The organism is Pantoea sp. X-Soil-ISGK-275 (assembly GCF_059730795.1).
Genome location: NZ_AP035976.1, coordinates 1,787,244 through 1,804,228 on the forward strand (window position 1 = coordinate 1,787,244; position 16,985 = coordinate 1,804,228).

Annotated in this window: 14 protein-coding genes; 8 read left to right on the forward strand and 6 right to left on the reverse strand. The window is 54.5% G+C overall.

What is annotated here, in order from left to right:
- The first annotated feature begins 6 nt into the window (after window positions 1-6).
- Entirely contained in the window at window positions 7-393 is a 387-nt protein-coding gene (locus tag AC6I8A_RS08335) for a response regulator (protein WP_265297004.1), read from the forward strand.
- The gene (locus tag AC6I8A_RS08340) at window positions 390-5,951 is read left to right on the forward strand and encodes an AAA family ATPase (protein ID WP_497818302.1); all 5,562 of its coding nucleotides are present in this window, start codon (window positions 390-392) and stop codon (window positions 5,949-5,951) included. The genes AC6I8A_RS08335 and AC6I8A_RS08340 overlap by 4 nt, the downstream gene beginning before the upstream one ends.
- Before the next feature lie 67 nt (window positions 5,952-6,018).
- Here the strand turns inward: AC6I8A_RS08340 and AC6I8A_RS08345 are convergent, their stop codons facing one another.
- Both AC6I8A_RS08345 and AC6I8A_RS08350 read right to left on the reverse strand, forming a co-directional pair.
- Window positions 6,019-6,633: a response regulator transcription factor gene (locus AC6I8A_RS08345; RefSeq protein WP_479489815.1), complete on the reverse strand. Its 615-nt coding sequence runs from the start codon at window positions 6,631-6,633 to the stop codon at window positions 6,019-6,021.
- A gap of 190 nt (window positions 6,634-6,823) precedes the next feature.
- A complete protein-coding gene (locus AC6I8A_RS08350) occupies window positions 6,824-7,216 on the reverse strand; it encodes a YgiW/YdeI family stress tolerance OB fold protein (protein ID WP_101760753.1) in 393 nt (130 codons plus the stop codon).
- Window positions 7,217-7,438: 222 nt separating this feature from the next.
- Between AC6I8A_RS08350 and AC6I8A_RS08355 the strand changes: the two genes are divergently transcribed.
- From AC6I8A_RS08355 to AC6I8A_RS08365, 3 genes are all read left to right on the forward strand, one after another.
- Window positions 7,439-8,572, forward strand: a complete 1,134-nt coding sequence (locus tag AC6I8A_RS08355) for a glutathione-independent formaldehyde dehydrogenase (RefSeq protein WP_101760752.1) — start codon at window positions 7,439-7,441, stop codon at window positions 8,570-8,572.
- Window positions 8,573-8,841: 269 nt separating this feature from the next.
- Window positions 8,842-11,106 (forward strand): catalase HPII, encoded by a 2,265-nt coding sequence (gene katE / locus AC6I8A_RS08360; protein ID WP_479489814.1) that lies wholly within the window; start codon window positions 8,842-8,844, stop codon window positions 11,104-11,106.
- 271 nt (window positions 11,107-11,377) lie between these two features.
- Window positions 11,378-12,946: a sensor domain-containing diguanylate cyclase gene (locus AC6I8A_RS08365; RefSeq protein ID WP_497818303.1), complete on the forward strand. Its 1,569-nt coding sequence runs from the start codon at window positions 11,378-11,380 to the stop codon at window positions 12,944-12,946.
- An 8-nt stretch (window positions 12,947-12,954) separates the two neighbouring features.
- Here the strand turns inward: AC6I8A_RS08365 and AC6I8A_RS08370 are convergent, their stop codons facing one another.
- The 4 genes from AC6I8A_RS08370 to AC6I8A_RS08385 all read right to left on the reverse strand — a co-directional run bounded on the left by AC6I8A_RS08370 (window position 12,955) and on the right by AC6I8A_RS08385 (window position 15,627).
- On the reverse strand, window positions 12,955-13,206 hold the full coding sequence (locus AC6I8A_RS08370) for a hypothetical protein (RefSeq protein ID WP_008102814.1): 252 nt from the start codon (window positions 13,204-13,206) through the stop codon (window positions 12,955-12,957).
- 83 nt (window positions 13,207-13,289) lie between these two features.
- Window positions 13,290-14,552, reverse strand: coding sequence for a translesion error-prone DNA polymerase V subunit UmuC (umuC, locus tag AC6I8A_RS08375; protein ID WP_497818304.1), 1,263 nt, complete (start codon window positions 14,550-14,552; stop codon window positions 13,290-13,292).
- Entirely contained in the window at window positions 14,552-14,974 is a 423-nt protein-coding gene (gene umuD, locus AC6I8A_RS08380; protein ID WP_265296997.1) for a translesion error-prone DNA polymerase V autoproteolytic subunit, read from the reverse strand. Before umuD ends, umuC begins: the two co-directional genes overlap by 1 nt.
- 140 nt (window positions 14,975-15,114) lie before the next feature.
- Window positions 15,115-15,627, reverse strand: coding sequence for a GNAT family N-acetyltransferase (locus AC6I8A_RS08385; RefSeq protein ID WP_008102825.1), 513 nt, complete (start codon window positions 15,625-15,627; stop codon window positions 15,115-15,117).
- 197 nt (window positions 15,628-15,824) lie between these two features.
- On the opposite strand from AC6I8A_RS08385, the gene AC6I8A_RS08390 reads away from it, so the two are divergent.
- The 3 genes from AC6I8A_RS08390 (at window position 15,825) to AC6I8A_RS08400 (ending at window position 16,974) form a co-directional block, all read left to right on the forward strand.
- Complete coding sequence (locus AC6I8A_RS08390) at window positions 15,825-16,103, forward strand: hypothetical protein (protein ID WP_256696277.1); 279 nt, start codon at window positions 15,825-15,827, stop codon at window positions 16,101-16,103.
- Between the two features lie 213 nt (window positions 16,104-16,316).
- The gene (gene ycgZ, locus AC6I8A_RS08395) at window positions 16,317-16,562 is read left to right on the forward strand and encodes a regulatory protein YcgZ (RefSeq protein ID WP_007891089.1); all 246 of its coding nucleotides are present in this window, start codon (window positions 16,317-16,319) and stop codon (window positions 16,560-16,562) included.
- A 121-nt stretch (window positions 16,563-16,683) separates the two neighbouring features.
- A complete protein-coding gene (locus AC6I8A_RS08400; protein ID WP_256696278.1) occupies window positions 16,684-16,974 on the forward strand; it encodes a hypothetical protein in 291 nt (96 codons plus the stop codon).
- Window positions 16,975-16,985: the final 11 nt, after the last annotated feature.

Below are 16,985 nucleotides of genomic sequence, written 5' to 3' on the forward strand. Positions count from 1 at the left end.
CACAGCATGCAGCTGTCGCAGCGCATTGTCGTTGTTGATGATGAACGATCTGTTCGCAGTGGTTTATGCAATCTGCTTCAGTCGGAAGGATACGCAACGCAGGCATTTGAGTCGGCTGAAGCGCTATTGGCGGACGAGACGGCGCTGTACGGCGCGGCGCTGTTCATTATTGATGTTGAGCTCAACGGCATGTCGGGCTTTGAGTTGTTCCGTGCGCTGGTAGATCGTCTCGAGAACCCACCCGGAATCATCATCTCCGGCAACGGCGATGAGAATATGCTCTGGTATGCCATCAATCTAGGCGCGATAACCTTTATGCGAAAGCCCATTGATATCGACCTGCTGTTTGAACATATACGCCTGGCGTTTTCCTCCCAGGCGGCGCGCCAATGAGCACGCTTTTCCTGTCGTTAAACATCGCGGATGACGCGGCGCTGGTGCTGGCGGATGACATGGTTTTCACCCCGCTGGCGCAGGAAGGACAGGTTGAGTGGATCGAATGCCGCCACCTGATTTCCGGTGAGTGCTTTGTGCTGGCTACGGCGGCGGCCGAAGAGGCGGTGTTTCAGGTGACGCAACTGCTGAAAAATGAGTTTGCGCTGCGCACTTTATTAGCAGAAAGCTGGGCGCTAAAACCGCTGCGCCACACCTTATATCACGGGCGTTACGCGCTGATTTATCCCGCGTTCCACTATCAAACCCTCACTGGTTATCTGCGCTTGCCCGCCGGAAAAATCCAGAAATTCATCAGCTGCGCCGTATCGCTGTGTGATGCGCTCAGCAAGCTGCATCAGCAAGGTTTAGTGCACGGCGACATCAAACCGGCCAATTTCTTCTTCACTGACCAGGGCGACGTGGTGCTGGGCGGCTTTGGCCTGGCGTTTATGGAAGCGGACTCACAGCAGCCGCTGCGCGCTGCGGTGACCGGCGGAACGCTGGCCTACATGTCGCCCGAACATACCTCGCGCACCGCGCATGCGGTTAGCCGGGTCAGCGATCTCTACAGCCTTGGCATTGTGCTCTACGAATTGCTCACCGGCAGGCTTCCCTACGGCAGCGCCGAAGGGGGGGCGGCCGAATGGGTGCACCATCACATTGCCTCCGAAGCGTTGCCGCCGCACCGGCTGCGCAAAGATGTGCCGCTGGTGCTCTCGTCCATTATTTTACGACTGCTGACCAAATCGCCGGAACAGCGTTATCAAACCGTCGAGGGCGTGCTGGCCGATCTGCGACGCTGCGAATCCAACTTAATGCCTGATGGCCTGGTCGAATCCTTTGCGCTGGGCTTACAGGATGTGCCGACCTCAACGCTATCCTCCGATGTGCTGTACAGCGACCACGCTCAGGCCAGTGAGATGCTGGCGGCGTTTGATGAGGTGAGCAGCAGCGGCAAACACTGCATGGTGGCGATTAGCGGTGCGCCCGGCTCAGGAAAATCGTCGCTAATTGCTTCGGCGCTTAAAATCCTGCGGGAAAAAAATGCGCTGCTGACGGTGACCAAAGCCGATCAGCACTCGCCGATTTTGCCCTATGCGGTCTTTACCTCAGCGTTTCGTTCGTTGACGCTGCATCTGCTCGGGTTGCCCGCCGCAGAGATGGCGCGCTGGAAAACACATATCACACGTCAGCTGGGGCATTATGTCGGGCTGGCGGTCAATCTGGTGCCCGAGCTGGGCATCTTACTCAACCACAAAGCCAGCGTGCAGGCGGATGCGCGCTCGCTGGATGCGCGCAATCGCCTGAATCTGGTGGCCTGCAGCCTGGTGAAAGCCTTTACGGTGCCGGGGCGGCCGCTAATCCTGTTGATTGATGACGTGCACTGGGCCGACCAGGCGACCTTGCAGCTGTTGCAGAATCTGCTGCGTTCCAGCGACGATATCCCCTTGTTGCTGGTGATTTCTCACCGCGATCACGCGTCGTTGCCCTGTCCGACGGTGGTCGCCAGCCTTGATCGGATTCGTGCCGCCGCCACGCGCATTGTGGATGTCACGCCCGAGCCGCTGTCAGTGAAAAATATCGCCAGCTGGCTGGCTGGCATTTTTCACACCCGCAGCGCAGAGACCGCCGAGCTGGCGCAGATTATTCATGAAAAAACAGCCGGGAATCCGCTCGCCACGCGGGAGTTTTACCGTCAGGCGGTGCGCGATCATCACATTACGCACGTCGCGTCGCACAAGTGGACCTACAATCCGCACGCGCTGAAAAACAGCCATTACACCGCGAACGTTGCAGCTGGCGTGCTGCAACAGCTGCAATTACTCGCGCTGCCGGTGCGCCAGCTGCTGGGTCGATTGGCCTGCATCGGCAGTCGCGGCGATTTGCCGGTATTGGCTGCCATTCTCAATACGGCGGTTAGCGCGATTCATGCCACGCTGCGACCCGCGGCCGAGGCGCGATTGATCTCGCTGAGCGATCACAGCTACGCCTTTATGCATGACAGCATGCATGAGGCCGCGCTGAAGTTGCTGTCGTCGGCAGCAAAAGATGATGTTCACTTTGCCGCCGTCCGCTATTACATGCAGGCCGTGCGCGAGAATAATGCGCATGCGCTGTTGTTCAGTGCCGCGCATCACACCATCACGCTGCAAAACCGCGCCCTTTTAATGCCTGAAGCCGCTACGTTCGGTCTGCTGTTACTAAACGCCACCCGACGCGCGAAGATTATGGGCGATTACGCTTCCGCGCTGCGCTTCTTACACACCGCCCGCGCGCTCATCGCAGAATCAGGTGTGGAGGAGGGCGGCGTAATTTTGTTTGAGCAAGCGGAATGTGAGTTTCTCAGCGGCAACTTATCGGGCGCGCTGGCGTTGAGCTCCGAGATTCTCGCCACGCCCGGCGCGGTCACCGATAAAGCTGAGGCCGCGACGCTGATTGCGGAAATCCATATGCGTCAGTCCGACAGTCAGTTGGCGCTGGAAACCGCGCTGGCCTGGCTGGCGGTGTTTGGCATTCATCTAAACCGCTATCCGGATAAAGCCGAATGCGATGCCGCCCGGCAACGGCTGAAAAAGGCTGTCGGCAAAAATCCCTACACGCGTTTCCGTTCCCTGCCGCGATTAACCTGCCATAAAACCGAAGCCGTGATGAACCTGATGGCCAGCGCCAGCACCTTCGCTGCTTTTATCAGCCCACGGCTGCAATTCATCATCCTGTGCAAACTTCTGCACCTGACAATGGAGAAGGGCATCAGCGGTGCTTCTACACTGGCGCTTGCGTGGTACGGCGTGGTGTGTGGCGATCAGTTCAACGAATACAGCCGTGGTTTTGCCAGCGCGCTGCTGGCCCGTGAACTGGTGTATAAACACGATTTTGTCAGCTATAAAGCGCGCACGCTGATGCCGCTGGATCAGGTGAGCGTCTGGACCATGCCGCTCAGTTACGCCATTGAGTGCGCGAAAGCGACCTTTGATGTGGCGGTCGATATCGGCGATCGCACCTCGGCGTGTCTGGCGCTGCGTCATCTCACCATGAACTGCCTGGCGCGTGGTGACCATCTTGATGGCGTGCATACCTCGATCATGCGCGGCATGGTGTATGTGCGCAAAGCGCAATATCGCGATGTGGAAGTGATTCTCGGCATGCAGCTGGACTACGTGATGTTCCTGCGTAAGCCCGCCGGTGAGATCTTGACCGGCGATGATTTTAGGGCACCCACGCTAAACGGAGTGCTCCCGGAACATGCCATTGAACCGCTGTATCTGATGCAGTTTTGGGCGCGGCTGTATAAAGGCATGGCGCATTTCTTTGCCGGTGAGTATGCCGCCGCCCATCGCCAGTTCATTGATGCCGCGCCGCTCACTGACGTGATTCCCGGCCATGTGCATATGCTGGATTTCCATCTCTACAGCGCGCTTTCACTCAGCATACCGCTGCAACCTAATGAGCTTGATGCCACGCAGCGGCAGCAACTGCAGCGCCATCTTGAAAGAATCATCACCTGGGCAACGGAGAATCCCGGCACCTTCGCCGACAAAGAGGCGCTGCTGCGCGCCGAACAGCTCAGGCTGGAGGATAACAGCGGCGCGGCGCTGGAGCAGTTTGAAAAAGCCATTGAGCTGTCGCGCAAAGGGCAGTTTCATCCGATCAACGGTCTGGCATGCGAACTGGCTGCGCGCTGCGCCAGTGCGCGCGGCATGGCGTTCGCCGCCGAGGGCTACATCAAAGGCGCGCTTGCCGCCTGGGATCGCTGGGGCGCGGGCGCCAAGGTGCGTCAGCTTGAAATGCACTATCCGCATCTGGCGGCGCACCCGTTGCAGACCGCGTTAAACACCGTGACCTTTGAGCAAAGCGCGGTGATCAGCGACCTGCAAAGCCTGGTCACGGCGATGCGCGCATTGACCGAAGAGATCAATCTTGATCGGTTGATCCATATTTTGATGATGATGCTGGTAGAACGCGCCGGGGCGCAGCACTGTATTTTGATCCGTCTTATCGACGGCAATGTGCCGGAAATTCAGGCCCGCGCGTCTTCTACGGTGGAAGGCGTCAGAGTCAAAATCGTCAATCAACTGCCGGTGGCGACCGATCTGCCGCTGTCGATTCTCTCGGCGGTGATCCGCACTGGCCAGGAAATCCGTACCGGTCGGCCGGAAGTGTTTAGCCCGTTCAGTCAGGATAACTATCTGGTCGCCTCCGGCGCGGCAGTGATGTGTGTGCCGATGTTCCGCCAGGCGCAAATGGTGGGCGTACTCTACCTGGAAAACCGGCTGATGCCGGATGTTTTCACTGCGGAGCACTCGCGCATTGTCTCGATGTTAGGCGCGCAGGCTGCGGTTTCTCTGGAAACGGCGCGGCTGTATGCCGAACTGGTGGAGGAGAACATCCAGCGGCGGAAAATTGAAAAACAGCTGCGTGCCAGCCAGACATCCCTGATGCTGGGTGAAAAAATCAGTAATACCGGTACCTGGCACTGGCATCTGGGGCCGGATATTCAGCTGATATCGGATGAATACAAACGCATCATGGGGCTGCCCGCCGGGCAGGTGAATACCTCGATGGCGGAGTTTCAGCGGCGGGTACATCCAGACGATATTCAGTGCCTGAAAGCGCTGATTGAATCCAGCGTGGCGCAGGGTGTGAGCATGCAGGCCGAATTCCGCATCATCCGTGATGACGGCGAATGCCGTTATATCAAAGGTATCGGTGAGCCGGTGGAGAACTGGCCGGAGGTCGCCGAATATTTCGGAACGCTGACGGACATCACCGCGCAGCGTCAGTCTGAGGATGCCGCCAGAATCGCCCAGGCAGAGCTGGCTCGCGTGGCGCGCGCCACCACGGTAGGACAGCTCACCTCGTCGATCGCCCATGAAATCAATCAGCCGCTGATGTCGATTGTGGCTAATGCCGGCGCCAGCCTGCGCTGGTTGAAACGCGAACCGGCTCAGCTCGACAAAGCCAGCGAAAGCATTGAGGAGATCATTAACGAAGGGCAGCGTGCCGGCGAAATTATTCGCGGCCTGCAGTCACTGACGCGCAATAATGTCGCGGAGTATGGATCAGCCAGGTTGCATCTGCTGGCGCGCGATATTTTGTCTTTGTCGCGTCTGGAACTTGAGCGCCGTTTTGTGGCGCTGGAACTGGATATCAAAGCGCAGTGGGATGAGGTGTTTTGCGAGCGCGTACAGATTCAGCAGGTGCTGTTGAATCTGGTGATTAATGCCATCGAGGCGATGGCCGATAATACCGGCGCGCGTATCTTGCGGCTCTCATCTTCTAATCCTGACGCTAATCGTATTCGTATTGAGGTTGCCGACAACGGCACCGGCTTATCGGCAGAGGTTATCGGCAAGATCTTCGACTCTTTCTATACCACCAAAGCGGAAGGGATGGGAATGGGGCTGACCATCAGTAACGAAATCATCAAACGTCATGGTGGTGTGTTGAGCGCAGAAAATCGCCCGCAAGGTGGCAGCCTATTCAGTTTTACCCTGCCGTTGAATGCGAATAAATAGTGTATCGTATCCTCCCGCACTATTACGCGGGAGGAGAAGGATGCCGTTACCGCTATAACCTGTGATGTTATTCGTCTTGCAATAAATGCAGTTTCTCTGCGGCTCTGACTAATTCTGAAACCGAACGCACCGCCATTTTCTCCATCACGCGGCGCTTATGCACTTTTGCCGTAATTTCACTGATGCCCATTTCAGCGGCAATCTGCTTATTTAATAAACCGCGAATAACTAATTGCATCAATTCCATTTCGCGGGGCGTTAAAGAGTGATAACGCGCGGTGAGTGCAATTCTTTCCTGTGAGAGTGCCGCGCTTTTTTCGGCCAGCGCCATGGCAGCGGATACCACTTGCATCAGGTCATCCGGCATCACCGGTTTAGTGAGAAACTCAAAGGCGCCCGCCTTCATCGCGCGGACTGTCAGGGGAATGGTACCAAAGCCGGTGAGGAAGATAGTGGGAAGGGTGTAGCCGCGTGCAGTGAGATGGTGCGAAACATCAAAGCCGTCGAGACCCGGCATATTCATATCGACAATTAAACAGCTCGGAGTACGGTAATACGGCTGATTCAAAAATTCAGCAGGGGAAGTAAAGGTCGAAATCAGGTAGCCTTCTGAGCTCAGAAGATTTTGCAGCGCGTTGATGACAGCGGGGTCATCGTCAACAATATAAATCGTTCTATCCATAAAAACTCATTCAGACTCTTACGAATTCTATTCACTACATGCGCGCTAATATACCCACAAAATAGTGCTGAAGGAATGGCGAAAAACGTATATGTGAATGTGATTATCTACTGCGCTGTCAGGCCTAAAAAGGGTGAGGATGAAAAGCCATGCACTCACCCGCTATTCTTAAGGTAATAAATGCGTAACCTTAAGGTTCTTCAATTCGCGATACCCTCAAGGTGGTTTGTTCGCCACGCCCATACACTTTTCCACTCACGCGAACTTTATCACTGGCTGAATAGGTTTTCTCTTTGAAGGCCGGCTTCTCAGCATTAATGATAATCGTGCCGGTATCATCGCGGAATTTGTAGCTATCACCTTTCAGCTTTTCAATAATATGGCCTTCGAGCGTGACATAGCCGCCCTGACGGAAATCACGAATACGTGAAATCGGGGTTTGTGCGGTGTCTTCCGATCCTTTATAACCGGCATCCTGATTCTTCTGCGGCGGTGCTGTTTCACCTGATTGGTATCCGCCTTCCGCTGCGCTCACGCCAACGCTGAACATCATGATTACTGAAGCTAAAACAACCTGTTTCATACGCTCTCCATAGATTTTCCTGCTGACACGGTGTTAAGTCTGGCACAAATATGCGCGACTGCACGACAAACGCAGCGGTAATTGAAAAAAGCACAACTGACTTATTTATGCCAGGGTATGTAGACGCGGTTTTTATTTCTTTGGCTAAGCGCGACGTTAAATTAGCGCCGTGCTTATCTGCTCATTCGAATTAAGAGTGCTAGCCACTCAGGAAAATAAATTATGAAAGCTATCGTCTATAACGGGCCTTTTGATGTCTCGGTTAAAAATGTTCCTGATGCAAAAATTGTGCGTCCTACCGATGCGCTTATTCGTATTACCACCACCAATATTTGCGGTTCCGATTTACATATGTACGAGGGGCGCACCAGCTTTGAACAGGGGCGCATCTTTGGTCATGAAAACCTTGGCGAAGTGGTGGAGGTGGGGAGTGGCGTCGAGCGACTTAAGGTTGGCGATTACGTATGTATGCCGTTCAACGTCGGCTGTGGTTTCTGTGAAAATTGTGAGAGAGGGTTAACCGGTTTCTGTCTGACCGCCAACCCCGGCACCGCAGGTGCGGCCTACGGCTTTGCTGAAATGGGTGAGTGGGAAGGCGGTCAGGCCGAGCTGCTGCGCGTGCCGTTTGCCGATTTTAACTGTTTACTGCTGCCACCGGATGCGGTGGAGAAAGAGGAAGATTATGTGATGCTGTCGGACATTTTCCCCACCGGCTGGCATGCGACCGAACTGGCAGGCCTGCGACCGGGCGATAGCGTCGCCATCTACGGTGCGGGCCCGGTAGGCTTGATGGCCGCGCATTCGGCGATCATCAAAGGCGCGTCGCAGGTGTTTGTGGTGGATACGCACCCCGATCGCCTGGCGCTGGCGGAGCAGATGGGCGCAACGGGCATCAATGCCGTGGGCGACGCAGCGGTGCAGCAAATCCTTGATCTGACGGATGGACGCGGCACGGATTGCGGTTGTGAATGCGTGGGTTATCAATGTTGTAATCAGCATGGACACGAAGATAACAGCGCCACCATGAACAGCCTGGTCGCCTCCACCAAAGCCACCGGCGGCATTGGCGTGGTGGGCGTGTTTATCCCGCAGGATCCCGGCGCGGCCAGCGAGTTAGCCAAAGTGGGTAAAATGCCGTTCGATTTCGGCAGCTTCTGGTTTAAAGGGCAGTCGATCCGTACCGGCCAGGCCAACGTCAAAGCCTATAACCGCCAGCTAGCGCGATTGATTGCCACCGACAAAGCGCATCCGGCGAGCATTATTTCTCATCGACTGTCGCTGGCCGAAGGACCCGAAGCGTACCGCCATTTCGACGATCGTGATGCGGGCTGGACCAAGGTGATTTTGAAACCTTAACGCATTCATAGCGCCTGTTATGACGCATGATATTTTTGGTCGCCATTAATGGCGACCCTGTGGAGGGTGCGAAAATAATTGAAATAAAGCGCAACGGTATTTATCAGGATTAATCTTATTAATAAACCATTAAAGCTACCTTTCGGTTAAAATATCCTCGCTTTACATTCTCCTCATTAATCTCTTTAAACATCATTTCTAAACCAGACGAAATATAAATGTTTTTATGCTCTACAGTTAATAGGGTCTTAACTGGAGGAGCATGTCACATGTCGAAAGATAAAAAAGAACAGAATTTAACCCATACCGCGCCGCATAAAGGGCCAGAAACCTCTGAGCCAGGATTAGGTGATTTAGCACCGCAAGGCGGTGGACATAAACCTGCCGCCGAACCGACGCCGCCGGGCAAGCAGCCTACCGCGCCCGGCAGCCTGAAAGCGCCCGCCACGCAAAACAGCAAACTTGAGCAGCTCGATGAGTACCGCAAAAATGGCGAAAACGCCGACCTGACCACTAATCAGGGCACCCGCATCGCCAACGATCAGAACTCGCTGCGTGCCGGTTCGCGCGGGCCCACGTTGCTTGAAGACTTCATCATGCGTGAAAAAATCACGCATTTTGACCACGAACGCATTCCTGAGCGTATCGTTCATGCGCGCGGTTCGGCGGCGCACGGCTATTTCCAGCCCTACCGCTCGTTGGAAAAACTGACCAAAGCAGGCTTCCTCAGCGATGCCGAAAAAATCACACCCGTCTTCGTGCGTTTCTCCACCGTACAAGGTGGCGCAGGATCGGCTGATACGGTGCGCGATATCCGAGGATTCGCCACCAAGTTCTATACCGATGAGGGCGTTTTTGATTTAGTCGGCAACAACACGCCAGTGTTTTTCATTCAGGATGCGCATAAATTCCCGGACTTCGTGCATGCGGTGAAACCCGAGCCGCACAACGAAATTCCGCAAGGGCAGAGCGCCCATGACACCTTCTGGGATTATGTCTCGCTGCAACCGGAAACGCTGCATAACGTCATCTGGGCGATGTCGGATCGCGGCATTCCGCGCAGCTATCGCACCATGGAAGGTTTCGGTATCCATACGTTCCGCCTGATTAACGCCGAAGGTAAATCCACCTTCGTGCGTTTCCACTGGAAACCGGTGGCAGGCAAAGCGTCGCTGCTGTGGGATGAAGCGCAGAAGCTGACCGGCCGCGATCCTGACTTCCATCGCCGCGATCTGTGGGAAGCGATTGAAGCGGGCGATTTCCCGGAATATGAACTGGGTTTGCAGCTGATCCCGGAAGAGGATGAGTTCAAGTTCGATTTCGACATTCTCGATGCCACCAAACTGATTCCGGAAGAGCTGGTGCCGGTTGAACTGGTCGGCAAAATGGTGCTCAACCGCAATCCGGACAACTTCTTCGCCGAAACCGAACAGGTCGCGTTCCATCCGGGCCACATTGTGCCGGGGCTGGATTTCAGCAACGATCCGCTGCTGCAGGGCCGTTTGTTCTCCTACACCGATACGCAAATCAGCCGCTTGGGTGGGCCGAACTTCCATGAGATTCCGATCAATCGTCCGGTTTGCCCGTACCACAACTTCCAGCGTCAGGGCATGCATCGCACGGAAATTGACACCAATCCAGCCAACTACGAACCGAACTCCATCAACAATAACTGGCCGCGTGAAGTGCCGCCAGCAGCGAAACAGGGCGGATTTGAGAGTTATCAGGAACGCATTGAAGGCAGCAAGGTGCGCGAGCGCAGCCCATCGTTTGGCGAATATTATTCGCAGCCACGGCTGTTTTGGCTGAGCCAGACGGCGGAAGAGCAGCAGCACATTATTGGCGCTTATTCGTTTGAGCTCAGTAAGGTGGCGCGTCCTTATATTCGCGAACGCGTGGTCGATCATCTGCTGCAGATTGATGTCTCGCTGGCGCAGGCTGTCGCCACCAATCTCGGTCTGAAGCTAAGTGATGAACAGCTCAACACCGCGCCGCCGAAGGATGTGAATGGCTTGACGAAGGATGAAAGTCTCAGTCTTTATGCGCAACCGAGCGGCGATATTAAGGGCCGTCAGGTGGCGTTACTGCTGAGTGACGGCGTGAAAGCTGCCGACGTGCTGGCGATTCTGCAGGCGCTAAAAGCGCAGGGCGTGCATGCTAAAATCCTGGCGGCGCATATGGGGCAAGTGCTGGCGGACGACGGCTCGGTGCTGCCGGTTGATGCCACCTTTACCGGTCTTCCTTCGCTGACCTTTGATGCGGTGATTGTGCCGGATGGCAATATTGATGCGTTGCTGCTGAGCGGCGATGCGCGCTATTTCCTGCTGGAAGCGTATAAGCATCTGAAAGCCATTGGTCTGAGCGGTGATGCGCGCCGATTCAAAGCGCAGTTCAACGTGCAGGATAATGAAACCGAAGAAGGGCTGGTGGAAGCGGTGAAAGCCGAAGGCAGCTTTATGGCGGATTTCCTCGCGTTGATGGCATCCCATCGCGTCTGGTCGCGCAGTAAAAAAGCGCTGACCGTCGCGGCATAAAACCCTCAGGGCGGCGCTTTCTGCTCCGTCCTGCTCTCTCTGCCTCTCAAATAAAAAAAGCCCGCATTTCGCGGGCTGGTCGATGTGACTACCGAATGATCTCGTTGTAAACGCGTGCCGTAGTGCAGCCACTGTGTGTGGTGGAGCTATACTACAGTAATATCTCGTTACTGGTCATATGAGTTATCGATGGTCCGAAATATATCCGCCTTATCACGTACTGCACCCATTACATGCTTAACTCTGTTGTAGCTTGAAAACAGAGGACAACATGCCGTTAAAAAGAAAAATGGATCCTAAGGCGACATCTGACGCGGGTTTGCAGCAAAGTATTGTGCTGTCCGGTCTCTTTTTGATTATCACCGTCGTGGGGATGAGCATCTGGACGCTGCGCGAAGACTGGCTCGGCACCGTGCGACAAACGCAGCAAACGGCGATGAACCTGGCGTTGTCGCAGTCGCGTCAGGCGGAAGATACCTTTTTGCAGACGGAGCTGTCGCTGCGGCAGATGCAGCGTGATCTCCAGCTGCAGCTGGCCACACATATTCAGGGCGCCGATCTGAGTAACACCATGCGCGAACTGCAACGTCGTCTGCCACAACTGCATGGACTCTTCTATTACGATGCCGAGGGCAAGTGGATCGCGACCTCTGCTGAACGCGTGCCCAACAATATTAATAACTCCGATCGTGAATATTTCACCTTTCAGCGCAGCAACCATCGTAACAGCGTGCATATTAGCCCGGTGATCACCAGTCGTAGCACCGGCGATTTGGTGATCCCCGTTTCCCTGCGCGTCAGTGATGCCAGTGGTGGATTTAAGGGCGTGTTGCTGGCCACAATCAAGGTGGATTTTTTCCGCCGCTTCTACAGCTACTATGAGATCGGTGCACGCGATGTGCTGGTGTTAATGCTGGCTGATAGCACCGTGCTCTATGCGCGTCCGATGCCAGACAGTTACATCGGTATGAATCTCTCAGCCAGCCCGCTGTTTCAGGAGATGCTGTCTAAGATGGATCGCGGCAGCGGGCAGTGGCGATCGGTGCTGGATGGGCAACCGCGTATCTTTGGTTTTGCCCGTTCCGATCGTTATCCGATTATTGTTGCAGCAGGTTACAACAGCGACGATCTGTTTCACGTGTGGGTCAACGGTCGGGCGCAGGATATTCTGCTCAGCATTATTCTGCTGCTGACCATCATCTTACTCGGCACCTTCCAGCTGCGTCAGGCACGTCGCGTGTTGCGCTACCAGCAGGAGCTGACGCTGCTGCGTGACGAACTGCACAACGCCAACCTGACGCTGAACAAACTCGCGCATGTCGATGGTTTAACCGGACTAGCGAATCGCCGGGAATTTGATCGTTTCCTGCGTGAAGCGTTAACCCATGCGGCGGCCAGCGGTAAACCGCTCTCGCTTATCATGATGGATATCGATTTCTTCAAACACTACAACGATACCTATGGTCACATTGCCGGGGATAAATGCCTGAAAGTGGTTGGCGAGGTGCTGTCGTCTGTCACTGGAAGACGTTCAGACATGGCCGCGCGCTATGGCGGCGAGGAGTTTGCACTGATATTACCGGATACCTCATTTGGTGAAGGGATGACCATTGCCAATCGCGTGGTTGAAGCGGTGAGGGTGATGCAGCTTCCCCATGTTGCTTCGCCCGTTGGCCATGTCACGCTCAGTGCCGGCTGCGCCACCACCGTTACGGCGGCGGCGGTGAGCGCCGTGAAACTGCTGGAATACGCCGATCATGCTTTGTATCAGGCAAAGCGTGAAGGGCGTGATGGGGCGAAAGGCATAAATATCGCCTCGCTGCCAGAAGAGCAGAAATAACCGTGGGTTTATTCCACGGCAGGCAGCTGGTATTTGATATATTGACGTAGCGCTTCGTGCATCTGGCTATTCCTTTCGTCCTCTAAGCCGCGCTCTTCATATTCTTTCGCCAGCTGAATAATCACCTCATCATATTTCCCTTTAAAGGTGATGTTATTAACCGCCACCTGCTTAATCATTAACTCGCGCAAGGCAGCGACTTCAATCTGCAGCTGGTTTACCGTTTCTTCCAGCTCGTTTACGCGTTCTTCATTCGACATAGGTTCTCCAGATGTTATTAAGCTGTGGCCGTGTCAGGGCCTGAATATCGCATTGGCATGCGTGTAATTCAAGCGTGAAGCGCTTACTTCGCCACCGGCAGATCCGCCAGCCGGGTGGTGTACGCCGGTGACAGCATCTCGCGCTTCATCGACCAGGGTTTCTGAATCCCCTGGCCAGCAAACCATAGCGCGCCGCGCTGGTGGGCATTCATCTTATCGATCAGGGCCATCAGTTGGTCACTATTATGACGCGGCTGATATTCCGCAAACAGATCAAGCTGCGCCACGCCATCGCTAAAGAAATCGCCCAACATCACGCCGCCTTTCATATAACGCTTACCGGGAACCCAGATACGATCTAAACAATTAAGCGTGGCCTGAATAATATCGCGACTGTCAGCGGTGGGCGTAATCAAGGTTTGACTGGCCGCATTGGCGTAATAAGGATGATGCGCATCGTGCGGGCTGGTGCGAATAAACGTCCCGATATGACGGCAATATTGCCGCTCGCTGCGCAGCTTCTCTGCGGCGCGCGCGGCGTAATTGGCGATGGCTTCGCGCATATCCTGATATTCGGTAATACGATCGCCAAACGAGCGCGAGCAGAGAATATTTTGTCGGTTGGGAACCACCTCCTCAAACGCCAGACAAGACTCGCCACATAATTCACGTACCGTGCGCTCCAGCACCACGCCGAAGTGTTTCCGGATCAGCGCGGTTGGGGTTTCCGCTAATTCCAGCGCGGTGTTAATCCCCATCAGGTTGAGCTTTTTCGATAAGCGCCGGCCCACGCCCCACACCTCTTCAACCTTGACGAGTTTCATCAACTCGCGCTGACGGTGGGGCAAAGAGAGATCCATCACGTTCTCGGCTTTGGTCCAGCGTTTGGCCGCCCAGTTGGCGAGTTTGGCGAGGGTTTTGGTCGGTGCAATGCCGACACCCACGCGCAGATGGGTGTCCTGATAAATGCGGTCGCGGATATCGCAGCCTAACTGTTCAAACGTCATGCAGGCATTGATGCCGGTAACATCAACGAAGGCTTCGTCGATGGAATACTCATCCACACGCGTGGATATCAGCGCCAGCGTCTCCATCACGCGGCGCGACATATCGCCATACAACGCATAGTTAGACGAGAACACCACCACGTTGTGACGCATCAGCTCTTCGCGATGTTTGAAGTAGGGCGCGCCCATCTTGATGCCCAGCGCCTTGGCTTCTCTGCTCAGGGAAATAATGCAGCCGTCGTTATTCGACAGCACCACAATCGGTTTGCCACGCAGATCCGGGCGAAACACCGTTTCACAGCTGGCGTAAAACGAATTCACATCCACCAGGGCAAACATCAGCGGCCTATGGTTTTAATCACGTGTTTAACGATGCCGAAGACTTCGAACTCATCGGCGTCAGGAATGGCGATAATCGCATGGGTTACGTTCATCGGTTTGAGATGCAGGTAAGGCTGCAGCATCAGCTGTTTCACGGTGAACTCGCCGGAAAGTGACGCCACCACAATGTCACCGTGTTTGGGTTTCAGCGAGCTGTCCACCACCAGCATGTCGCCCTCATTGATCCCGATGTCGATCATCGAGTCACCGCTGACTCTGATGAAGTAGGTTGAACTGGGGTGATCGACTAAAAAGTCGTTGAGGTCGATGCGTTGTTCAACGTAGTCCTGAGCTGGGGACGGAAAGCCGCAGGGCACGCGGCTGATGAACAAGGGTAAGGCGAGAATGGCGCGGATTTCCGCGGGCTGATAAAACTGCATGGCTACGATCTCAAATCATTACTGTATGTGTATACAGTAATGTCGATTGGGCAGTTTGATCAAGCCAGAACCGGCAATGATTTGCAAAACAGTTGGCAACAAAGGATATTTATTTTGTGCCGAATGGCGTGCCGCTGCGCTTAAATCATCATTCCCATGATCTGCAGAGTGCTCTGCTGCGAGGCGGTAACAAACGGAATGTCTTTGATGTGCTGCATGCCAAAGGCTTCATAGAACTTACGTGCACGCACATTATCGCCTAACACTTCCAGCCACAGATAGCCTTCACGCTTGTCGCGCGCTTCATTGATGATGCTCTCGAACATCCAGCGGCCGTAATTTTTGCCGGTTTCTTCCGGATTGAGGTACAGCTTATTCAGCAGCGCGCCGCTCATGCCGGAATCCGGTACCGGCGTGTTCCAGGTGACTTTGGCAAAGCCAATCGGCTTGTCGGTCTCGGCGATCAGCCAGCTCTCGTTGGGGGCCGCGAGGCTGCTATTCAGCTCCGCCAGGCCATATTCCTTGTCGATAAAGGCATCCAGCTCTTCTGCGGAAACCCACATATGTTTAAAATGCGCGCTGTAGGTCATGCGCCCCAGCAGGTGCAGCAGCTCTGCATCCTCTGCCTTGGCTTTGCGTATGGTGAACTCCATGCCAGATTTCCTTGCTTCATTCTTGTTATTAATTCACATCGTCGGTGCGAGCAGAGGCCACCGAAGGGCAGTTACCATAACGTGTTAGTAACAAAAACCCAAGATAACCAGAGCTTTCTGTTAACAAGGTATCACGCTGATGATCTATAGTGAGTAGTGAGAACTAAGCGTAAGCCCATATTCTCAGGAGGTAGAAGATGTCAGATTCGCAACCTAAAATTATCGGCGAAGCCGCCTATGCGTTACTGCTACGTCGTGAGGATGTCAGCGTCTCATCGCTGCTGACAGAGCTCGCGCGCATGGCGAGAAAAGAGCAAAACACGCAACAGCAGCAGCGCATTGCCCAGGCTCAGCAATGGTTGCTCACGCACCGTCAACCGGCGGGCAGCGACAACCGCGTCCATTCCGCGTTGCGCGGGTTGAGTCGTCAGGAAGGCAGCGTCAGAATGCCTTCGGCCGATACCGACGACAGTTGACCAGCCCAATAAGTTCACGCGTCGATGACTTTCGGCGCTGAGCGCACGGATTTGGAAATAAAAGCTTTCCAATTATCCTAATTCACCTTTATTAGCACTTTTTGCAACAAATCCCGCCTGCTAACTTGAGTAAGCTCCTTGTACAGCTTTTTGCTACCTGTACAACTTTACTTAGGTCAAATGATCTAACTTTTTTAATTATTGGGGTCAATTATGCGTCAGAACGGATACACGCCGAGTTCAGTCGAGGCCATTGCCAACTACTTCAGCAAAGCGTCGCTGCCATCGCAGCAGGAAACATTGGGTCAGATCGTGGTTGAAATCTTACGCGAAGGCCGTAATCTCAACCGCAAATCGCTCTGTACCAAGCTGCTGCGCAGACTGGAACTGGCCGCCAACGCCGAAGAAGAGCATCACTATCATCAGCTGATTGGCTTATTATTTGAACGCGAAAGCTGAGAGCCTGTCAGATTTCAAACTTGTACAAGTATTAGAATTTTACTCTGAATACGCTCCCACACTGGTTTCGCCCCGCTCCGGGGCGAAACGGCGATCAGAGATTCGTTATGAATGATTCGTTATGAATAGAAGTGAACAGCAGAAAATAATCGATGAAATTATTGGCGAAGCCGCGCTGGCGTTGCTGCAGCGCCCGGGGCCCGTTAATACTCAGGCGCTGATGGATCAGCTGACGCTGATGAAACAGCAGAGCACCGATGACGAACAGCGTGCAGCGATCACTGCCGCCATCACCGATGTGCGCAACAGCATTTCGGCGGGGAAAAAATTGCGCGAAGAGCAGCCGCAACGAGACAACGTTCTTCAGCTGTTTGGTCATAACCAGCAGTCTGGCAACAATCGTAAACATTGACCGATTGGCTC